At 45.3% G+C, this 15,923-nt stretch carries 17 protein-coding genes; 11 read left to right on the plus strand and 6 right to left on the minus strand.

Annotation, left to right across the window (positions count from 1 at the left end):
* Positions 1–60: 60 nt before the first annotated feature.
* The gene (locus tag MMY95_RS06025) at positions 61–531 is read right to left on the minus strand and encodes an NUDIX hydrolase (RefSeq protein ID WP_003646315.1); all 471 of its coding nucleotides are present in this window, start codon (positions 529–531) and stop codon (positions 61–63) included.
* Positions 532–763: 232 nt separating this feature from the next.
* Between MMY95_RS06025 and MMY95_RS06030 the strand changes: the two genes are divergently transcribed.
* The 3 genes from MMY95_RS06030 to MMY95_RS06040 all read left to right on the plus strand — a co-directional run bounded on the left by MMY95_RS06030 (position 764) and on the right by MMY95_RS06040 (position 3,767).
* A complete protein-coding gene (locus MMY95_RS06030) occupies positions 764–2,128 on the plus strand; it encodes an amino acid permease (RefSeq protein WP_241277547.1) in 1,365 nt (454 codons plus the stop codon).
* Between the two features lie 123 nt (positions 2,129–2,251).
* Entirely contained in the window at positions 2,252–2,959 is a 708-nt protein-coding gene (locus tag MMY95_RS06035; RefSeq protein ID WP_241277548.1) for a hypothetical protein, read from the plus strand.
* A gap of 25 nt (positions 2,960–2,984) precedes the next feature.
* Entirely contained in the window at positions 2,985–3,767 is a 783-nt protein-coding gene (locus MMY95_RS06040) for an alpha/beta hydrolase (protein ID WP_003646317.1), read from the plus strand.
* A gap of 195 nt (positions 3,768–3,962) precedes the next feature.
* Here MMY95_RS06040 and MMY95_RS06045 read toward each other — a convergent pair whose 3' ends face one another.
* The 3 genes from MMY95_RS06045 to MMY95_RS06055 form a co-directional block, all read right to left on the minus strand.
* Positions 3,963–6,701, minus strand: a complete 2,739-nt coding sequence (locus tag MMY95_RS06045) for a cation-transporting P-type ATPase (RefSeq protein ID WP_241277549.1) — start codon at positions 6,699–6,701, stop codon at positions 3,963–3,965.
* 398 nt (positions 6,702–7,099) lie between these two features.
* A complete protein-coding gene (locus MMY95_RS06050) occupies positions 7,100–7,294 on the minus strand; it encodes a PspC domain-containing protein (RefSeq protein WP_003641730.1) in 195 nt (64 codons plus the stop codon).
* A 65-nt stretch (positions 7,295–7,359) separates the two neighbouring features.
* On the minus strand, positions 7,360–7,962 hold the full coding sequence (locus tag MMY95_RS06055; protein WP_053267580.1) for an NAD(P)H-dependent oxidoreductase: 603 nt from the start codon (positions 7,960–7,962) through the stop codon (positions 7,360–7,362).
* 113 nt (positions 7,963–8,075) lie between these two features.
* Here MMY95_RS06055 and MMY95_RS06060 point away from each other — a divergent pair, with 113 nt between their 5' ends.
* Together MMY95_RS06060 and MMY95_RS06065 are read left to right on the plus strand one after the other, a co-directional pair.
* Positions 8,076–8,549, plus strand: a complete 474-nt coding sequence (locus MMY95_RS06060) for a MarR family winged helix-turn-helix transcriptional regulator (RefSeq protein WP_241277550.1) — start codon at positions 8,076–8,078, stop codon at positions 8,547–8,549.
* A 145-nt stretch (positions 8,550–8,694) separates the two neighbouring features.
* The gene (locus tag MMY95_RS06065; protein ID WP_003641733.1) at positions 8,695–9,117 is read left to right on the plus strand and encodes an Hsp20/alpha crystallin family protein; all 423 of its coding nucleotides are present in this window, start codon (positions 8,695–8,697) and stop codon (positions 9,115–9,117) included.
* Positions 9,118–9,196: 79 nt separating this feature from the next.
* On the opposite strand, the gene MMY95_RS06070 is transcribed toward MMY95_RS06065, so the two are convergent.
* Both MMY95_RS06070 and MMY95_RS06075 read right to left on the minus strand, forming a co-directional pair.
* On the minus strand, positions 9,197–9,652 hold the full coding sequence (locus MMY95_RS06070; RefSeq protein WP_053267581.1) for a DUF3021 domain-containing protein: 456 nt from the start codon (positions 9,650–9,652) through the stop codon (positions 9,197–9,199).
* Positions 9,649–10,092, minus strand: a complete 444-nt coding sequence (locus MMY95_RS06075) for a LytTR family DNA-binding domain-containing protein (protein ID WP_238352266.1) — start codon at positions 10,090–10,092, stop codon at positions 9,649–9,651. Before MMY95_RS06075 ends, MMY95_RS06070 begins: the two co-directional genes overlap by 4 nt.
* A gap of 229 nt (positions 10,093–10,321) precedes the next feature.
* Between MMY95_RS06075 and MMY95_RS06080 the strand changes: the two genes are divergently transcribed.
* From MMY95_RS06080 to MMY95_RS06105, 6 genes are all read left to right on the plus strand, one after another.
* Positions 10,322–11,554 carry an MFS transporter gene (locus MMY95_RS06080; protein WP_104795476.1) on the plus strand — a complete coding sequence of 411 codons (1,233 nt, stop codon included), beginning with the start codon at positions 10,322–10,324 and terminating at the stop codon, positions 11,552–11,554.
* 90 nt (positions 11,555–11,644) lie between these two features.
* Positions 11,645–11,944: a metalloregulator ArsR/SmtB family transcription factor gene (locus tag MMY95_RS06085; protein ID WP_015379645.1), complete on the plus strand. Its 300-nt coding sequence runs from the start codon at positions 11,645–11,647 to the stop codon at positions 11,942–11,944.
* A gap of 64 nt (positions 11,945–12,008) precedes the next feature.
* Complete coding sequence (locus tag MMY95_RS06090; protein ID WP_003641738.1) at positions 12,009–13,202, plus strand: MFS transporter; 1,194 nt, start codon at positions 12,009–12,011, stop codon at positions 13,200–13,202.
* A gap of 243 nt (positions 13,203–13,445) precedes the next feature.
* A complete protein-coding gene (locus MMY95_RS06095; RefSeq protein WP_104795477.1) occupies positions 13,446–14,294 on the plus strand; it encodes an aldo/keto reductase in 849 nt (282 codons plus the stop codon).
* 76 nt (positions 14,295–14,370) lie between these two features.
* Positions 14,371–15,243 carry an aldo/keto reductase gene (locus tag MMY95_RS06100; RefSeq protein WP_003646329.1) on the plus strand — a complete coding sequence of 291 codons (873 nt, stop codon included), beginning with the start codon at positions 14,371–14,373 and terminating at the stop codon, positions 15,241–15,243.
* A gap of 120 nt (positions 15,244–15,363) precedes the next feature.
* Positions 15,364–15,819 (plus strand): nucleoside 2-deoxyribosyltransferase, encoded by a 456-nt coding sequence (locus tag MMY95_RS06105; RefSeq protein WP_104795478.1) that lies wholly within the window; start codon positions 15,364–15,366, stop codon positions 15,817–15,819.
* The last annotated feature ends 104 nt before the right edge of the window (positions 15,820–15,923 follow it).

Here is a 15,923-nt window from a genome sequence, read left to right on the forward strand (position 1 = left end):
AGATTGAATTCGATAAAAAATCCCGCTGAGGCTTTAAGCTCAGTGGGATTTTTGGTTAGGTTATTTGGTTGCCGAATGGGTCTGTAAATATTCCTGGGCGGCGTGAATCATATCTGCATTTTGTTGATTTAACAATGGCGGCAAGTTGTCGAAGTCAAAGTAGTCGAGTTTGAGTGTTTCATCAGTGGCTTGGGTCAGAACGTGGCCGCCAATGGGTTTTACAAGAAAGAGTGCACTGATTGTTTGAGCTACATCGCCGTTAGGATAGGCCGTCTCGCCTTTATCAAAGATGCCGATGCGATCAACAACTTCGACATCAATGCCACTATCTTCCTTATATTCCCGCAAGCAGGCCGTGGCATACGTCTCACCGTATTCTAGATAGCCACCGGGTAAACTCCAGTTATGCGTATCGGTACGAAGGTTCAGCAAGACTTGTTGCTGATCGTTGACTAAAATACCAGCGGCCGTATTCAAAATGATTGGTTTGTGACCAACCAAAGCCCGAATTTCTTTAATGTAATTTGCCATGATGAAACCTCGTTTCTAGTTTAATTACCCTTATTATACCGATAATTCTGACTGAAAGCTGTTTGTTGATAAATTTATACGAAGCATGCTCGAACCGCGTTAGAGCAAGTACATACTGACTATGTGTCACTAAATCCGTTTGCGTCGGTGCACTTTTTTAGCTAAGATAAAAGCTATATACTGTCAGCCGTGATAGTGTGAGTTCTTTGATTTTATGAAAAGAGAGTAATTTATGCAGAGAAAATTAAGTACGGGCCAGATGCAAATGATTGCACTGGGCGGCACGATCGGAGTGGGCCTATTTATGGGATCCAGCTCAACGATCAAGTGGACCGGGCCGTCAGTGCTAATTGCGTACATCGTATCAGGGGCCTTTCTATACCTGATTATGCGGGCACTAGGTGAGATGCTGTATGTCGATCCGAATACCGGTTCGTTTGCCAAGTTTGCTTCTGAATATATTCACCCCGTTTTTGGATACTTGACGGCTTGGAGCAACATTTTTCAGTTCGTCGTTGTTGGGATGAGTGAGATGATTGCACTAGGCGGCTACTGCCGGTATTGGTGGCCGAACTTGCCAGATTGGATTCCGGGCCTAATTGCCATTGTATTCTTATGCGCGGCCAACCTTATCTCGGTTAAAATGTTTGGGACGCTGGAAACCTGGTTCTCACTTATTAAAGTGGTGACGATTATTCTGATGATTATTGCCGGTTTAGGTCTGATTATTTTTGGTATTGGTAACGGCGGTCATCCAATTGGAATCAGTAACCTGTGGACCCATGGTGGTTTCTTCACTGGTGGGGTGAAGGGCTTTGTCTTCGCACTAGCAATTGTGTTGGCGTCGTATCAAGGGATTGAATTGATTGGAGTCACAGCTGGTGAAGCTGAAAATCCACAAAGCACGATCGTTAAAGCGATTCGTTCAACGGTTGCCCGGATTTTAATCTTTTACGTGGGGGCCATCCTCGTAATTGTCAGCATTTACCCCTGGGATAAGTTAAGCCAGATCGGTTCACCGTTTGTACAGACATTTGCCAAAATTGGGATTACCGCTGCGGCTTCGATTATCAACTTCGTGGTTATTACGGCTTCCTTATCGGGAACAAATTCTGGAATTTATAGTGCGAGTCGAATGACTTACACGTTGGCGGAAAGTCACCAGTTACCAAGGAAGATGACTTTATTAAATCGTCATGGAGTACCATTTTATTCCGTTATTGCGATTGCGACCGGGATTCTAATTGGAGTCGTCTTGAATGTTGTATTACCAATGTTTTTCAAGGACGCTAGCGAGATTTTCGTGATGGTTTACAGTTCGAGTGTCTTGCCCGGTATGGTACCGTGGTTTGTTATTCTAGTGAGTCAAATTGCGTTCCGTAAGCAAAACGCAGCCAAGATGGCGAACCATCCTTTTAAAATGCCATTATCACCCTATTCAAATTATTTAACGTTGGCCTTCCTCGCGTTAACACTGGTCTTCATGTTTATTAATCCGGAAACGCGCTACTCAATTTTAGTCGGTGTTGTATTTCTGGTCATCATGACATTGATTTATTTCCGTAAATACGCCGGTAACAAGGAAGAAACGTTGTAATCAAGAGCACTTGCCAGTAAATGGTAAGTGCTTTTATTTTGGGCTTTTATTGCGTTAAAATTAGGTATCAATATCAATATCAATATAAATATCAATATAATTATCAGGAAAAGTGGTGGCACGATGGTCAAGCAAGGACATTATGCAAAAGTCAGTAAACAGAAACGGTTACGACAATTAAAGCAACGACGTCAGGCCCAGGAGAAGCGGGCGATTATGCCAGAAATGGTTAGCGAATTTTTGCAAGTGCGTTACCACCTGACGCAAGCGGCAAAACAGCGGCCGGCGATGCGACAGATGATGCAACGTTTTATGGCACAGTGGTTAGCCGCAGGGCAAGCAGAATTGAGCGACAATGGTCAGACAACGTGGTCAGTAGTGGCATTGACGAAGCAAACGTTACAGACCTTTAATCGGCAGTTACCGTGGCAGGGGTATGCCTTAGTTGACCAGGAAATGGCGCGCTGGACGGCTTTTCTGAACAAGGGAGTGCCAGCTGTGCCGTTAAGTGAGCGGATTACGTTAACTGAGGCACTGTCCCCAGCGACGTGGCAGGCCTGCCTATCAGAGCAATTAGCAATCAATGCCCTATTAGCATTAACTGGTGATTCACGACAATTGGGCCAAATAACGACTGAGCAAGTACGACAGCTACAAACCACTATTCAAACAGCGACGGGGATTGATTGGGAAAAGGTTGCTCAGTTGCTTGATTCGACAGTGATTGCCCAGAATACACTTTCCGAAGCTGGGCTGGATGACAAAACGCGCCAATGGCTAGAAAAATTAAAGAAGCTAACGCCACAAGATTTTAACGACCATGTTGAATGAACAGTCAAAAAAGGAGGATGGTGAAATGCGTTTTATCACGTCAGATCACGTTCAGTTAGATTATACGGATGAAGGCCAGGGGCAGCCAATCGTTATTTTGACGGGATTTGGTGGCGCTAAGGATATTTGGCGCGCTCAAATCCCGGTACTGATTCAGGCGGGCTACCGGGTCATTAATTTAGATGGGCGGTGCCAAGGTTTATCCGAGCACACGACGAAAGGCTTACGTATGAGTCGTCGCGCGGTGGATGCGCATGAATTGATTGAAAAATTACAACTCGAACAACCAATTTTACTCGGTAATTCGATGGGAGCCGCGACTTGGTTTGCGTACGTGTCATTGTATGGTGATACAGGAATTAAGGCCCTGATCGACGTGGATCAAACGCCGCGGATGATCAATACACCGCACTGGCAATATGGGTTCAAACAGGTTCAATGGCAGGATATTCCGGACTATTTTAGAATGCCGCTGGGACACTCGACGTTTAAGCACATCGATGATGCGACGTATGCGCGCGTCAAGGCAGTAGAAGCGCAGGCACCGTTCGATGCGAAATTAATGTTTCCATTGTTGGTTAACCACGCGGTTCAGGATTGGCGGGATGTGATCCGCCAATTGACCGTACCGTTCTTGATCATTGCGGGCGCCAAGTCACCGTTCTTCAATCCCGACTTTGCGGCAGTGACTGCTCAAATGGCACTACGAGGACAGAGTGTGGTCATTCCGGAAGCTGGTCATATCGTGATGGCGGAACAGTCGGCAGCATTTAATAAGGCGTTGTTGGAATTTTTGGCGACGTGCTAAACGAAAAGCACTTTTAACACCTGTATTAAAGGTGATATTACAGTCTTGAATAGTAGTCATATCAAGCAGGTTTAGAATAAAATAATGTATTATGTTGTCTTGAATAACGGCCACATCAAAAACAGTTTCACAATACTAAAAAAGGCTCACCAACTAAAACAGGTTGGTGAGCCTTTTCGATTTATTGACTAATTACTAATCAATCACGCCATCTTTTCCCATCCATCGGAACCGAATAAACTTCCCGACCTTGGTCACAATCAAGACGACGATCCCACAGATAATCGGGATGCCCCAACCATACCAGAAGTTGATGCTAGTCGTATGGAAGACGGATTGCATGAATGGTAGGTAAATGATTCCCAGTTGTAAGAGAATCAGAATACCAATGATGTAGAACGCCATCTTATTTTGGAAGAAGTACTTGGAAATGACGGGGTGGTCATTCCGCAAGTTGAAGAGGTAGAAAATCTTACCAAAGATGATGATGTTCAGTGACATGGTACTACCGACGACATTTGGTAATCCAAGTGCGGTCAAGTAGTTGTAGGCGAAGATCCCCAAGCCAGAAATTAGGAAGGAGACATAGCCGATTTCAAAGTAATCTAATTTTGACAACAACCCAGACTTAACATTCCGGGGACCCCGGGCCATGATGCCGGCCTCGGGTGGCTCAAAGATGAACGCAAACTGGATGGTCAGCGCGGACACCATATTGATCCACAGTAATTGCGTCGGGTACAGCGGAAGTTCGTGGCCCATTAAAATACTAATGATGACAACGAGGCCTTCCGCGAAACTAGTTGGGAGTAAGAAGCGAATCGTCTTACGAATGTTATCGAAGACGTGGCGCCCTTCACGAACGGCGGCGACGATATCAGCAAAGTCATCATCGGCCAGGACCATATCGGCGGATTCCTTAGCAACTTCGGTCCCCTTGATTCCCATAGCAACCCCAATATCGGCTTGCTTGAGGGCCGGGGCGTCGTTGACCCCATCGCCAGTCATCGAAACGACGTGATTATTGGCCTGTTGGGCACGAACAATCCGTAATTTGTTATTCGGTGTTGCCCGTGCGAAGACGTTATAATCATCGATGTGTGCTTGTAACTGCTGATCGTCCATCGCGTCGATTTCGGGACCAGTAATCGCTTTGACATTGGCGGCCAAGTTCAACTTGTTGGCAATTGCCATCGCCGTATCAGGGTGGTCCCCCGTAATCATTTTAACTTGCACGCCCGCTTGCCGTAATTCGGCGATCGCGGTAGCCGCTTCTTCACGAGGCGGGTCAATGATTCCGACTAAGCCAGCTAAATGCAGCCCACCAATGGCTTGTGCATCAATGGTAGTCACGTCATCATCGACTTCTTGGTAAGCCAGCGCCACCACGCGCAAACCATCGGCGGTTAAGTCGTCCATGGCGTCATCCCAGTATGCCGTTTGGTTAGCTTGGTCAGTTAAACGCAGGACAGTCGCGGGTGAGCCCTTGACCATTAGTAAGCGTTGACCATCTAAGTCGGCCAGGCGAGCAGAAAAGCGGAAGGCGGAATCGAATGGTAGCGAGTCAACTTCTTCAACCTCAGGATCATGACCAGTCATTTTACGATACAGCGTCGTCAAGGCACCATCGGTTGGTTCACCGGTCAGTTCCCAGCGATTGTTTTCGAAGTGTAGCTCGGCGTCGGTCGTTTGGCCGGCAATCTTAACGAGCCATTCCATCGCGTTATCTTGGTACCAGTCGACTTTGTTGCCATTGAGCTTGAGATGGCCATCGAAATTAACGCCACCATTATCATCATAACCGACCCCCGTCACATCAAACGTATGCTCAGGCGTCACGACCTTAGTGACCGTCATTTCATTTTTCGTCAACGTCCCAGTCTTATCGGTGTTAACGATATCTACGGCACCTAAAGTTTCCACGGCGGGTAGTGACTTGACAATGACGTTTTTCTTCGTCATCTGCCGGGTTCCCATGGCTAAGACCACCGAGGTACTAGCGGGCAGTCCTTCTGGCATAGAACCAACGACCATCGTAATAACCGCAATTAGTAAAGTTGGCAAACTATAGGTATCCATGACCATTCCTAATAGGAATAATAGGACGGCTGCCACCACGATGGCGATGGATAAGCCAACCCCCAGTGAGTTCAGATTACGCATCAGTGGGGTAGTGGTTTGTTTGACGTCGCTAACAGACTGCTGGATATGACCGATTTCGGTATCTTCGGCGGTAGCCGTTACGATTCCGACGGCCGAACCGCTAGTCACCGCGGTTGACGCGTAAACCATATTCTTACGGTCAGCCAAAGCTGGCGTGGTCTCAGTCATCGGTTCTTCTTGTTTCTCCACGGGATTAGTCTCCCCTGTCAGCACGGATTCTTGGACGTTAAAGTTGTCCGCTGAAATCAAGCGCATATCGGCAGGAACCGCGTCACCGGCTTCTAAGTTGACTAAGTCACCAACGACTAATTCGCGGGCGTCAATTTCCAGTTTTTTCCCATCACGGATGACGAAATTCTTGGAAATCAGCATTTCACGAATCCGTTCTAGCGCGTTGCCAGCTTGGCGTTCTTGGACATAACCAATGATGGCATTGGCAATAATAACCAGTCCAATAACGATAGAATCGGAATAGTGGTGCATGAAGAACGTTAAGACCGCTGCTGCGGCTAAAATGTAGATAATACTGTTATTAAACTGCTTGATGAATTGAACGAACCGAGACGTACGCTTGGTCTCCAGTTCGTTGCGACCGTTATGTTGTAAACGTTCGGCAGCTTCAGCAGTGCTCAATCCATTCTCAGGATCGGTGGCGTACTTTGCGGCTAAGGCTGATTCATCAAGCTGCCATAAGTTATCCGCATCGGGAGGGTTCTGGGTGTCGTTTTGCTCTTCATTAGAGGTTAACGACTGATTGTCATCTTTTATCATTTAATTCGCTCCTTAAAAATAAAGTTATTACCGGTGAGGTTCTGTAAAATCACGACGTTTATTGCGTGTTAAATAGGCCAATTTCGCCACATCCTTTCTTAATTAGCGTTATTATAAATAATATTATATACGAACAATCTAGGTGAAAGCCATTAAAATATTTGACAAATTCATGACAAATTATTGCGTTAGTTGCAATAATATATCAGATTTTGGCTAGTTTGTCGCTGAAAATGACTGGTTTTCCTCGAATTGTTGGGTAAATTGAACTAGAGCACTATGATCCGCGACATTGGGGTGCGGGCGGTGTTCTTGTTGCCATTGAACTAGCTACGGAAAGTTTGGCCGCATATTAGCGAATAAAAAACGAGCAGTCGATGACTGTTCGTTAATAGTGGTTAATCCTTGATGGGGTCCTTCATTAATAACCAGAGAATCAGGTAAGCGATGATACCAGGGAACATGGGTGTAATTGCTAAAACAACAAATAATAGCCGGGTAACGTTAGTATTCCAGTTAAAATGTTCGGCAATTCCACCAATGACACCGGCAATCACCCGGTCCGTTGCGGAACGATGAATATCGATCTTCATAAGTTAATTCCCCCTTAATAATGCTAACTATAATGTAGCAGGTTTGATTCAATAACGCTACTAATTTAATCGGTTGGAAACGGCGTAGTGGTAAGAACCGTGGTATAGTAGGTGATTTCGGTCAAAGCTTGGTGAAGTGCATGATCGTAGCGTTTGCTCAGGGGCGCGTTATCGATAAAGTGACCGTTACTTTGAAGGGTTTGTGGTACGTTACCAATGGGCGTTGGTTTAGGGAGGACGACTATTCCTAATCGTTGGAGAACTGGAACTAGTGCGGCCGCCCCAAATTGACCGCCGCGCATATTGTCAGAATATGAGATAATCTTAGCCGGTTTACGGGCGCCTTCGAATGCCAAAAAATCGAAGGCGTTTTTCAATCCAGCTGGCATCGCGTGATTGTATTCGGGTGTCAGGATAATGTAACTGTCCGCACTAGCCATATCGGTGAGCCATTGCTGCTGGTTAGCAGGTAGCTCGCGGTGCGGGTTCGCCATCGGTGGCTCGGGTTCATCGAAAAGGGGAAGCTGATAGTTGGCCAAATCTAAAAATTGGTAGTGAATCGGAGAATGAGTCGGTAATTGGTCAATGATTAATTTTAAATGATTAAATAAAGCGCGGCCGTTAGCCTGTGACCGGGTACTCCCTAAGATGATTGCAATTTTAAACATAGTGAGGCCTCCAGATATTTTTATTGATTCCAATGAATACAAAATGATAGTATAGACTTAATAATATTAGTATGCAAGTATTTATTCATTTGAATTAAAAAGGAGCTATTTAAATGACAACACCATTAGTTAGTAAGTTGATGACGGAACTAAATCAATTTTTGACGCAGGATAGCGTTGATGATCAAGAAAAACGCTGGGCCATGCAACAAACGACTGATCCGCAATTACAAGCGGCATTAAAACAACTATCGACGACGGATATTAAAATTATTGCGTATCTGGGACGGCGTGGTGCCAGTCGAGCTAAGTCGCTACCGGCACCAACGGAACTTTCACAGGCGACGATTTCTCGCGGTTTGACTAAATTATCCCGATTGAAATTGGCCACGAAATATCGGGATTTGACCAATAACAAAGAAATTCTCGTGCGATTGACGACGCTGGGCGAAGCAGTCGCTGATTTACACACGCAACTGGACGCGGCCATTGCTGCTAAAGCACAAGCCATTGCTGATGACTATTCTGACGCGGAACTGAGACGCTTTGTTAGCCTAATGCGACGGATTCGTGAAATTAAAATTTAGCACTCCGGTTAAATGAGTGCTAAATTGTTGCATTCCCACAAAATGGTGTTAGTATATATATCGAAGGTCAGGAAAGGTCAAACAAGGATTTGAATTACTGACCAGTATTAATAGCCAAGTGAAATTTTGAAAGGGGATTGTTAGTATGGCTAATACTTTAATGAATCGGAACGATTTCGGCATGTTGGATCCGTTTGAACGGATGGCACGCTCCTTCTGGGCACCATTAGAAAACATGGATCAAGTATTGAAGACCGACATTAACGAAACTGATGATCAGTATCAAGTGAAGGTTGATGTCCCTGGTATTGATAAGCAAGATGTGAAGTTGGATTATCGTGACAATGTGTTGTCTATCAAGGTTCAAAAAGATAGCTTTGTGGATCATGAAGATCAAGACCAAAACATTGTGATGAATGAGCGTCATACTGGCACCTTGCAACGGCAGTATATGTTACCAAACGTTGCGGCGGATAAAATTACGGCATCCCAAGCTGACGGTGTCTTAACGATTACGTTACCTAAGACCCAGCCGAGCGCGAATGACGGTCAAATCGAAATTCAATAATTAAATCATCAGTAACAAGTGAGCGGCCCACCGATAATCAAATCGGTGGGCCGCTTTTGACATCAACAATTGGTATGAATTATGACCGGTGGTTGGTAAGCTGTTGGTTTAGCTGGATGACTTTGATGCGGGCGAGTGCCATTTCAATTAACCATAGACCGATATAGGCTCCGGTATAAATCAAGGTATAGAAGCCAAACCAGCGAACGTTTAATGGAAACCAGCCACAGAGAATCGCAAGTGGGGTCATCCCTAGGTAAGAACACAGACAATGAGCAATGGTTTGTTTCGTAATCGACCACGTTTCAATTTCGAATAGCCAGCTACTGAATGCCCAAACTTCACCAATCAGAATCCACAATAATGTCGAAAGCTGGGTGGCGGCTAAGGGCGAGGACCAGTGGCTGACAAAAGTGGGATTAGAAGGAAATAAATAGGTGGTATTAAAGAAGGTTGAGAACCCCAAGGCCATTAAGTAGCCGATAAAGATGCCTCCGATGGCGCCAATCAAAAGGGTGTGCCAAAGTCTTTTCATAATTGTGCCGCCTTTCTAATTTGTTGGGTATAGCGTCGTGATGCGTATGTTGTTGTGCCGGTTGTTAGGTTGACTTGAAAGCTACCCCATTTGGTTAAGGTAAAATTTTTAACACAGGCGATTCGCACAATTTCACTACTAGAAATACGTAGAAATTGGTGGGGTGGCAGTTGGTCCATTAAAGTGTGTAAGTGGCTGTGAACGAGGTAAGCACCGGTGGTTGTTTCACAATAAAGTCGTTTATTGGCAGTGTAAAAACGTGACACCGATTGAAGTGGCAGCTTAATGAGCGAGCGATCTTGAAAAACATTGATGAATTGCTGATTAGTCAATGCTTCAATATTCCGTTGTAGTTCTTTGATTGCCGGAGTTAACTGTGGGCCGTGAATGGTCACGAAGACCTGATGAATCGTTTCAGAGATGGTTAACTGGACGTGCATTGTCGATTCCCCCTTAAATAGCGATTTTGATAAGCTTATTGTAGTGAAAAATGCGGCTTGACACTAGTGCTTATTGCTACTTGGTCAACTAAACGGGCTAACTGGTCAGGAAATATGACAAAAATTTCCCGGGAAATAATTGTCACTGGTGGTCGCTAAATATGATAAGCTAATTAACGGTATAATACTTACTGAAAATTAGTGTCAGTTAGATATGGAGATGACGAGCGTGGATGACGCAGAACGTGAACGCGGACCATGGCATCGTAATTTGATTGTTTTATGGTTTTGTACGTTCGTTGCGGGAATGGCATTTAGCGAAATTATGCCATTTCTTTCATTATTTGTTAGTCAGTTGGGTGATTTCACGAAGGCCCAGATTACATTTTATAGCGGGTTAGCTTTTGCAGCTGATTACGCGATTTCAGCAATTTCGGCACCACTGTGGGGCATCATTGCTGATAAAAAAGGTCGTAAGATCATGCTATTGCGCGCGTCCCTAGGGATGGCAGTTGCGATGGGGTTAATGGGTTTTGTAACGAATGTCTGGCAACTAGTTGCCTTGCGCGCGCTACAAGGTGTGTTTGCGGGCTTTATTTCTAATGCCCAAGCCTTAGTCGCGTCCCAAACGCCACGTAAATATAGTGGACGGGCGTTGAGCACTTTGATCACTGGTGCCGTTAGTGGTCAATTGTTTGGCCCAGTGATTGGGGGCTTGCTAGCCCAATTGTTTTCGATTCGAAACACGTTTTTTATTACGGCCGGATTATTAATGGTGGCGTTTTTGTTGAGTCTGTTCTTTGTACAGGAACACTTCAAACCAGTCGCACATCATCGTGAACCAGGTGACAGTCGCAATCCTTTAGCAGCGTTTCAAAATCCGCGCTTGATTATTGTGATGTTATGTTCGACGGCCATCGTCCAATTTGGAAACGCCTCGATTGCACCAATCATTAGTTTATACGTTCGTGAATTGATGCATTACCGTGGCCCGATTACGGTTGTGGCCGGAATTATCGCAGCTTTACCGGGTATTTCAAACATCTTTTCAGCACCGCGCCTTGGACGTTATGGTGATCAGCACGGTTCTGGTAAGGTATTGTTATTTGGCTATATTTTTGCGGTGATTATGTATTTCCCACAAGGCATTGTTACGAGCGTCGTGGCCCTCGGTATTTTGCGGTTTGCCATTGGGATTTCCGATGGCGCACTATATCCAGAGATTCAAACGGTTTTGACTAAGAATACGCCAGTACATCTTACCTCAACGATTTTTAGCTATAATCAATCTTTTCAAGCTATTGGCAATATGTTCGGCGCCTTGCTCGGTGGTTTGGTGGCTGGTTGGTTCAATTACAACGCGGTATTCATTATGACGGCGTTACTTTTGTTAATTAACCTAGGTTTAATTTTGTGGTTAGTTCCTGATATTTGTAAGAACGGCAAACGGGCAGTTTCCTAGGTGTTTGGTAGTTAGTCTATTAAATTGGCTAGCTGCCTTTTTTGTTACTTGTCCTTGAACATGATGTTAATTCAGTGTATTGTTAGTTTCATGAATATCGAAATAAGCAAACAAGATCAGGCTGATCAGCAACGAGTGGCGATTTTCAAAGCACTGGCCGATGCTAACCGATTACGGATTATCCGGGTGCTCTATCAAGCACAACGGGAAATGACTTGCAGCGAAGTGGGGGCGCAATTAAATATCAGCAAGTCAACCGTCTCTTATCACTTTAAGACCTTGCGGTTAGTGGGTCTCACCAATACGCGACGAAAGGCACAGACGAAGTATCTATCCTTACAATTAGCGACCTTTGACCGGTTTTTACCGGGGTTCTTAGCAACGCTTTAGTTTTTTTGCTTTTTAGTTCGACAATTATCGAACTAAAATCTTGGAAAGAAGATGTCAACTACTTATGACCACAACACATCAACATAGCCGCTATTTAACACTTGGAATGATGTTAGCGGCAACGAATATGCGTTTACCAATTACAATGATGCCGGGATTAATCAGTTCTTTGAAACGGACACTGGGTTTGCCGAGCTCGATGGCGGGATTACTGACCACGATCCCATTATTGACGTTTGCCATTATGTCCCCATTGATTGCACATTGGGGGCGGCGATTTGGCAACGAACTGACAATTTATGTCATGTTGATCTTTCTAGCCGTTGGGAGTTATCTGCGGGTCATCCCAACGATTGCTGCCCTTTTCATTGGGACGTTACTAGTCGGGATTGGCGCGGACGGTGGCAATGTCTTGATTCCAGCGATTATTAAAGATAATTTTCCGACGAAGATTCCAGTCGCAACTAGTCAATACACGCTCTCAATGCTATTAGTCGGTTCACTGGGAACGGGACTTTCGGGAGTGTTGGCGGCACACTGGTCGTTACCACTAACGATGGCGGTGCTATCGGTGATTGGACTAATTAATTTGGTTGTCTGGTTGCCAAACTTGAAATACAATCATCGCGCACCAACAGTTGCGATGACCGCGAGTGATGGGCAGTCAACGGCAACTCACGGGAGTGTTTGGCGGCGGCCGTTAGCGTGGGTCGTTACGGCCTTTTTCGGCTTGCAAGCACTAGTCTACTATTCATTACTGACTTGGTTACCAACGGTATTTGTTGCCCATGGCTTCTCCTTGATTGTGGCTGGCAATTTAGTTACGGTCATGCAATTGAGCGGCCTACCGATGTCATATTTAGTGCCAGCGACTTCTGGTCATCGGCGCGGCGTTTGGGCAATGATTATGGTGGTAGGTGTCGGTTTTATTGCGGGAATTGGTGGTATCTTACTTTCCGGAACGAATTTTTGGGTGGCAGCACTGTCCTGCGTCTTACTAGGATTAGGCTCTGGAGCAGCCTTCAGTTTGGCAGTCGTCTTCTTTACGCAAAAAACGACCAATGGGTTTGAAACGGCTGACTTATCTGGTATGGCCCAATCCGCGGGCTATTTGTTAGCTGCAGTGGGGCCCGTACTATTCGGCTGGTTAGGCGGTCAATTAGGCTGGGGACCAGTACTCTGGTTAGCTATCATTCTTTCCGCGTTACTAGCATTATCCGGCAGCATCATTTTCCAGCATGCAACGATTTATGAGTAATTAATATCACAATAATGCAGAACGAGATTGGCCCAAGTCAATTTCGTTCTTTTTTTGAAACTTTATCTTTGCCTTAGAGTTACTCTAAGGGATTACACTAATCTCTATTCAATTAAGGAGGCCACAGTAATATGGCGGTTATTCAAATTCTAACGGTCGTCGGCGTGGCGATCATCGGGGCAAGCCTTGTAGGTGATCCCACTCAGCAACGACAGTCAAAACCAGTAAAGGAGCAAAAATAAGATGACAGTGTTAACAACGATGTATCAACTAGCAAATGGTGTCAACATTCCCAAAGTCGCATTCGGAACTTGGCAGATACCTGGTGGTGAGGCAACGTATCAAGCCGTTCGTGCGGCCTTAGCAGCGGGATACCGGCATATTGATACTGCACTGGCCTATCAAAATGAAGCTAGCGTTGGCCAGGCAATTCGTGATTCTGGCATTCCACGTGAGCAAATCTTTGTGACGACTAAATTACCGGCCGAAACGAAGTCATATCAAGGTGCACTAAATGATTTCGATCGCTCACTGAAAAATTTGGGTTTAGACTACGTGGATATCTATTTGGTACACGCACCTTGGCCATGGGGGCAAGTCGGTCGAGTTTACGATGAAGCTAACCTCGATGTTTGGCAGGCAATGGAAGCTATTTATCAAAGTGGCCGGGCGAAAGCGATTGGTGTCTCTAACTTTGCTGTTCGGGATTTGAAGAATATTCTTAACCAGGCGACGATACCACCAATGGTCAATCAAATTCAATATTACTTGGGCTTCACGGAACCTAAGATCACCAAGTTTTCTGAGGAACATGCCATGCTTGTAGAAGCATACTCGCCGTTAGCGACGGGCGGGGTCCTCGATAATCCGCAAGTACAGGCCTATGCCGATAAATACGGCGTCAGTGTGGCGCAGTTAGCGGTACGCTTCGTTTTGCAAAATGGGGTCTTGCCATTGCCCAAGGCTGTTAATCCAGCCCATATTGAGGCGAATACGCAATTGGACTTCGCAATTAGTGTGGCCGATATGCAAGCCTTAAACGACTTGCCAGATGCGGCTGGTTCATACATGCACAACCCAACCCAAGGTTAACGAACAAAATGTTTGACCGCACTTGGGTCGATAGGAGTAAACTGAACATAATTAATAAACGATAAGGAGCGATTTGATGACAACGATTAATGCAGCTAACGCGGGTACTTACGCGTTTGATGATCAATTCAAAGTTAACCGGATGGGTTATGGCGTCATGCAGTTAACGGGTCCTGGGACATGGGGACCATACGCTGATCCTGAAAATGGGGTCAAGGTAGTTAAGAAAGCACTGGAATATGGCGTTAATTTCTTTGATACGGCTGATTCATACGGTCCATGGTTTGCTGACCGGTACTTAGCGGCGGGCTTGAAGGATGCCGCTAATCGTGATCAGATCTTCATTTCTGATAAGGTCGGTCAAACGCGGCAAGGACCGAATGTGTGGACGCCACTTGGTGAGCCACGGTATCTGCGTCAGCAAGTAGAAGTTTCAATGATGACACTGGGGATTGACCATGAAGACCTAGTATTCTTACATCGAATTGACCCTCATTACTCGATTGCGGATCAAGTCGGTGAACTCAAAAAGCTTCAGGATGAAGGTAAAATCAAGCATATCGGTCTGAGTCAAGTAACTGTTGATCAAATCAAGGAAGCGCAGCAAGTCGCTAAGATTGATGCCATTGAAAATCTCTATAATGTCGCCAATCACGGTGATGATGACGTTGTTGACTACGCGGCCTCACAAAAGATGGCTTTTCTGCCATGGTTCCCATTAGCAACGGGTGAACTGGCTCAGGCTGGGAGTGTCCTCAGCACGATGGCCCAAAAGTATCAGGTGAGCCCAGCGCAAATTGCCTTGGCCTGGCTATTGAAGCGGTCTGATAATATCATACCGATTCCAGGAACAAGTTCTATTGAGCATTTACGGGACAATGTGGCAGCCGCCAACGTTGATTTAACAACGGCCGATTTTAATGGATTAAGTCAATTAAGTGTTAAATGAGTATTTAGGTCGGGAATTCCCGACCTTTTTGTTTGCCTAAAACGAGCTAAACGACGCTTGAAATTCATGGGGTTGACGGTTAAAATGAATAAACATTGAATGAGAAAGAGGATTGAGCAAATGAGTACGCGTTTGGTGAGTGATGAGCCAACAATTTATTTAGCAGGACCTTGGTTTACTGAGGGCCAACCAGAACGGCTAGCTAAGATCGAAAAATTAATGGACGAGTTAGAATTGACTTATTACAGTCCACGGCTAGACGGCATCGATTTGACGCCGGATGCGACCGAAGCTGATCGAAACGCGGTATTTACGGACAATGTGGACCATTTAAAACGGGCCAAGTTAGTTGTCGCCGTGGTTGATGGCTTTGACACGGGAACTATTTGGGAAACTGGAACAGCATATGGTTTAGATATCCCCGTTGCTTACTATGGTGAAACGTTAGCTGATGGCACGTTTAATGTGATGCTGGCTAAGTCCGGCAAAGCGGTTATTGAGAACATGACTGATTTGAAGGCTTTTCTACAAGATCCCACTGCCGATGATTTTCAATATACAGGAACTATTCGTTAATTTGAACGGTTAGTCAAAATAAAAAGCGAGCCGTCTGCATTTGTCAAGGTGAAGTGAACCCCCGAGATTGGACAACAATCTCGGGGGTTTTACTATGACTAAAT

Origin of the sequence: Lactiplantibacillus sp. ME-2 (assembly GCF_022549155.1) — a bacterium.
GTDB lineage: Bacteria > Bacillota > Bacilli > Lactobacillales > Lactobacillaceae > Lactiplantibacillus > Lactiplantibacillus plantarum.

Bases quoted from the DNA above. Each gene is read 5' to 3' on its own strand.
- MMY95_RS06025 (WP_003646315.1), bottom strand. From the start codon at position 531: ATGGCAAATTACATTAAAGAAATTCGGGCTTTGGTTGGTCACAAACCA.
- MMY95_RS06030 (WP_241277547.1), top strand. From the start codon at position 764: ATGCAGAGAAAATTAAGTACGGGCCAGATGCAAATGATTGCACTGGGC.
- MMY95_RS06035 (WP_241277548.1), top strand. From the start codon at position 2,252: ATGGTCAAGCAAGGACATTATGCAAAAGTCAGTAAACAGAAACGGTTA.
- MMY95_RS06040 (WP_003646317.1), top strand. From the start codon at position 2,985: ATGCGTTTTATCACGTCAGATCACGTTCAGTTAGATTATACGGATGAA.
- MMY95_RS06045 (WP_241277549.1), bottom strand. From the start codon at position 6,701: ATGATAAAAGATGACAATCAGTCGTTAACCTCTAATGAAGAGCAAAAC.
- MMY95_RS06050 (WP_003641730.1), bottom strand. From the start codon at position 7,294: ATGAAGATCGATATTCATCGTTCCGCAACGGACCGGGTGATTGCCGGT.
- MMY95_RS06055 (WP_053267580.1), bottom strand. From the start codon at position 7,962: ATGTTTAAAATTGCAATCATCTTAGGGAGTACCCGGTCACAGGCTAAC.
- MMY95_RS06060 (WP_241277550.1), top strand. From the start codon at position 8,076: ATGACAACACCATTAGTTAGTAAGTTGATGACGGAACTAAATCAATTT.
- MMY95_RS06065 (WP_003641733.1), top strand. From the start codon at position 8,695: ATGGCTAATACTTTAATGAATCGGAACGATTTCGGCATGTTGGATCCG.
- MMY95_RS06070 (WP_053267581.1), bottom strand. From the start codon at position 9,652: ATGAAAAGACTTTGGCACACCCTTTTGATTGGCGCCATCGGAGGCATC.
- MMY95_RS06075 (WP_238352266.1), bottom strand. From the start codon at position 10,092: ATGCACGTCCAGTTAACCATCTCTGAAACGATTCATCAGGTCTTCGTG.
- MMY95_RS06085 (WP_015379645.1), top strand. From the start codon at position 11,645: ATGAATATCGAAATAAGCAAACAAGATCAGGCTGATCAGCAACGAGTG.
- MMY95_RS06090 (WP_003641738.1), top strand. From the start codon at position 12,009: ATGACCACAACACATCAACATAGCCGCTATTTAACACTTGGAATGATG.
- MMY95_RS06095 (WP_104795477.1), top strand. From the start codon at position 13,446: ATGACAGTGTTAACAACGATGTATCAACTAGCAAATGGTGTCAACATT.
- MMY95_RS06100 (WP_003646329.1), top strand. From the start codon at position 14,371: ATGACAACGATTAATGCAGCTAACGCGGGTACTTACGCGTTTGATGAT.
- MMY95_RS06105 (WP_104795478.1), top strand. From the start codon at position 15,364: ATGAGTACGCGTTTGGTGAGTGATGAGCCAACAATTTATTTAGCAGGA.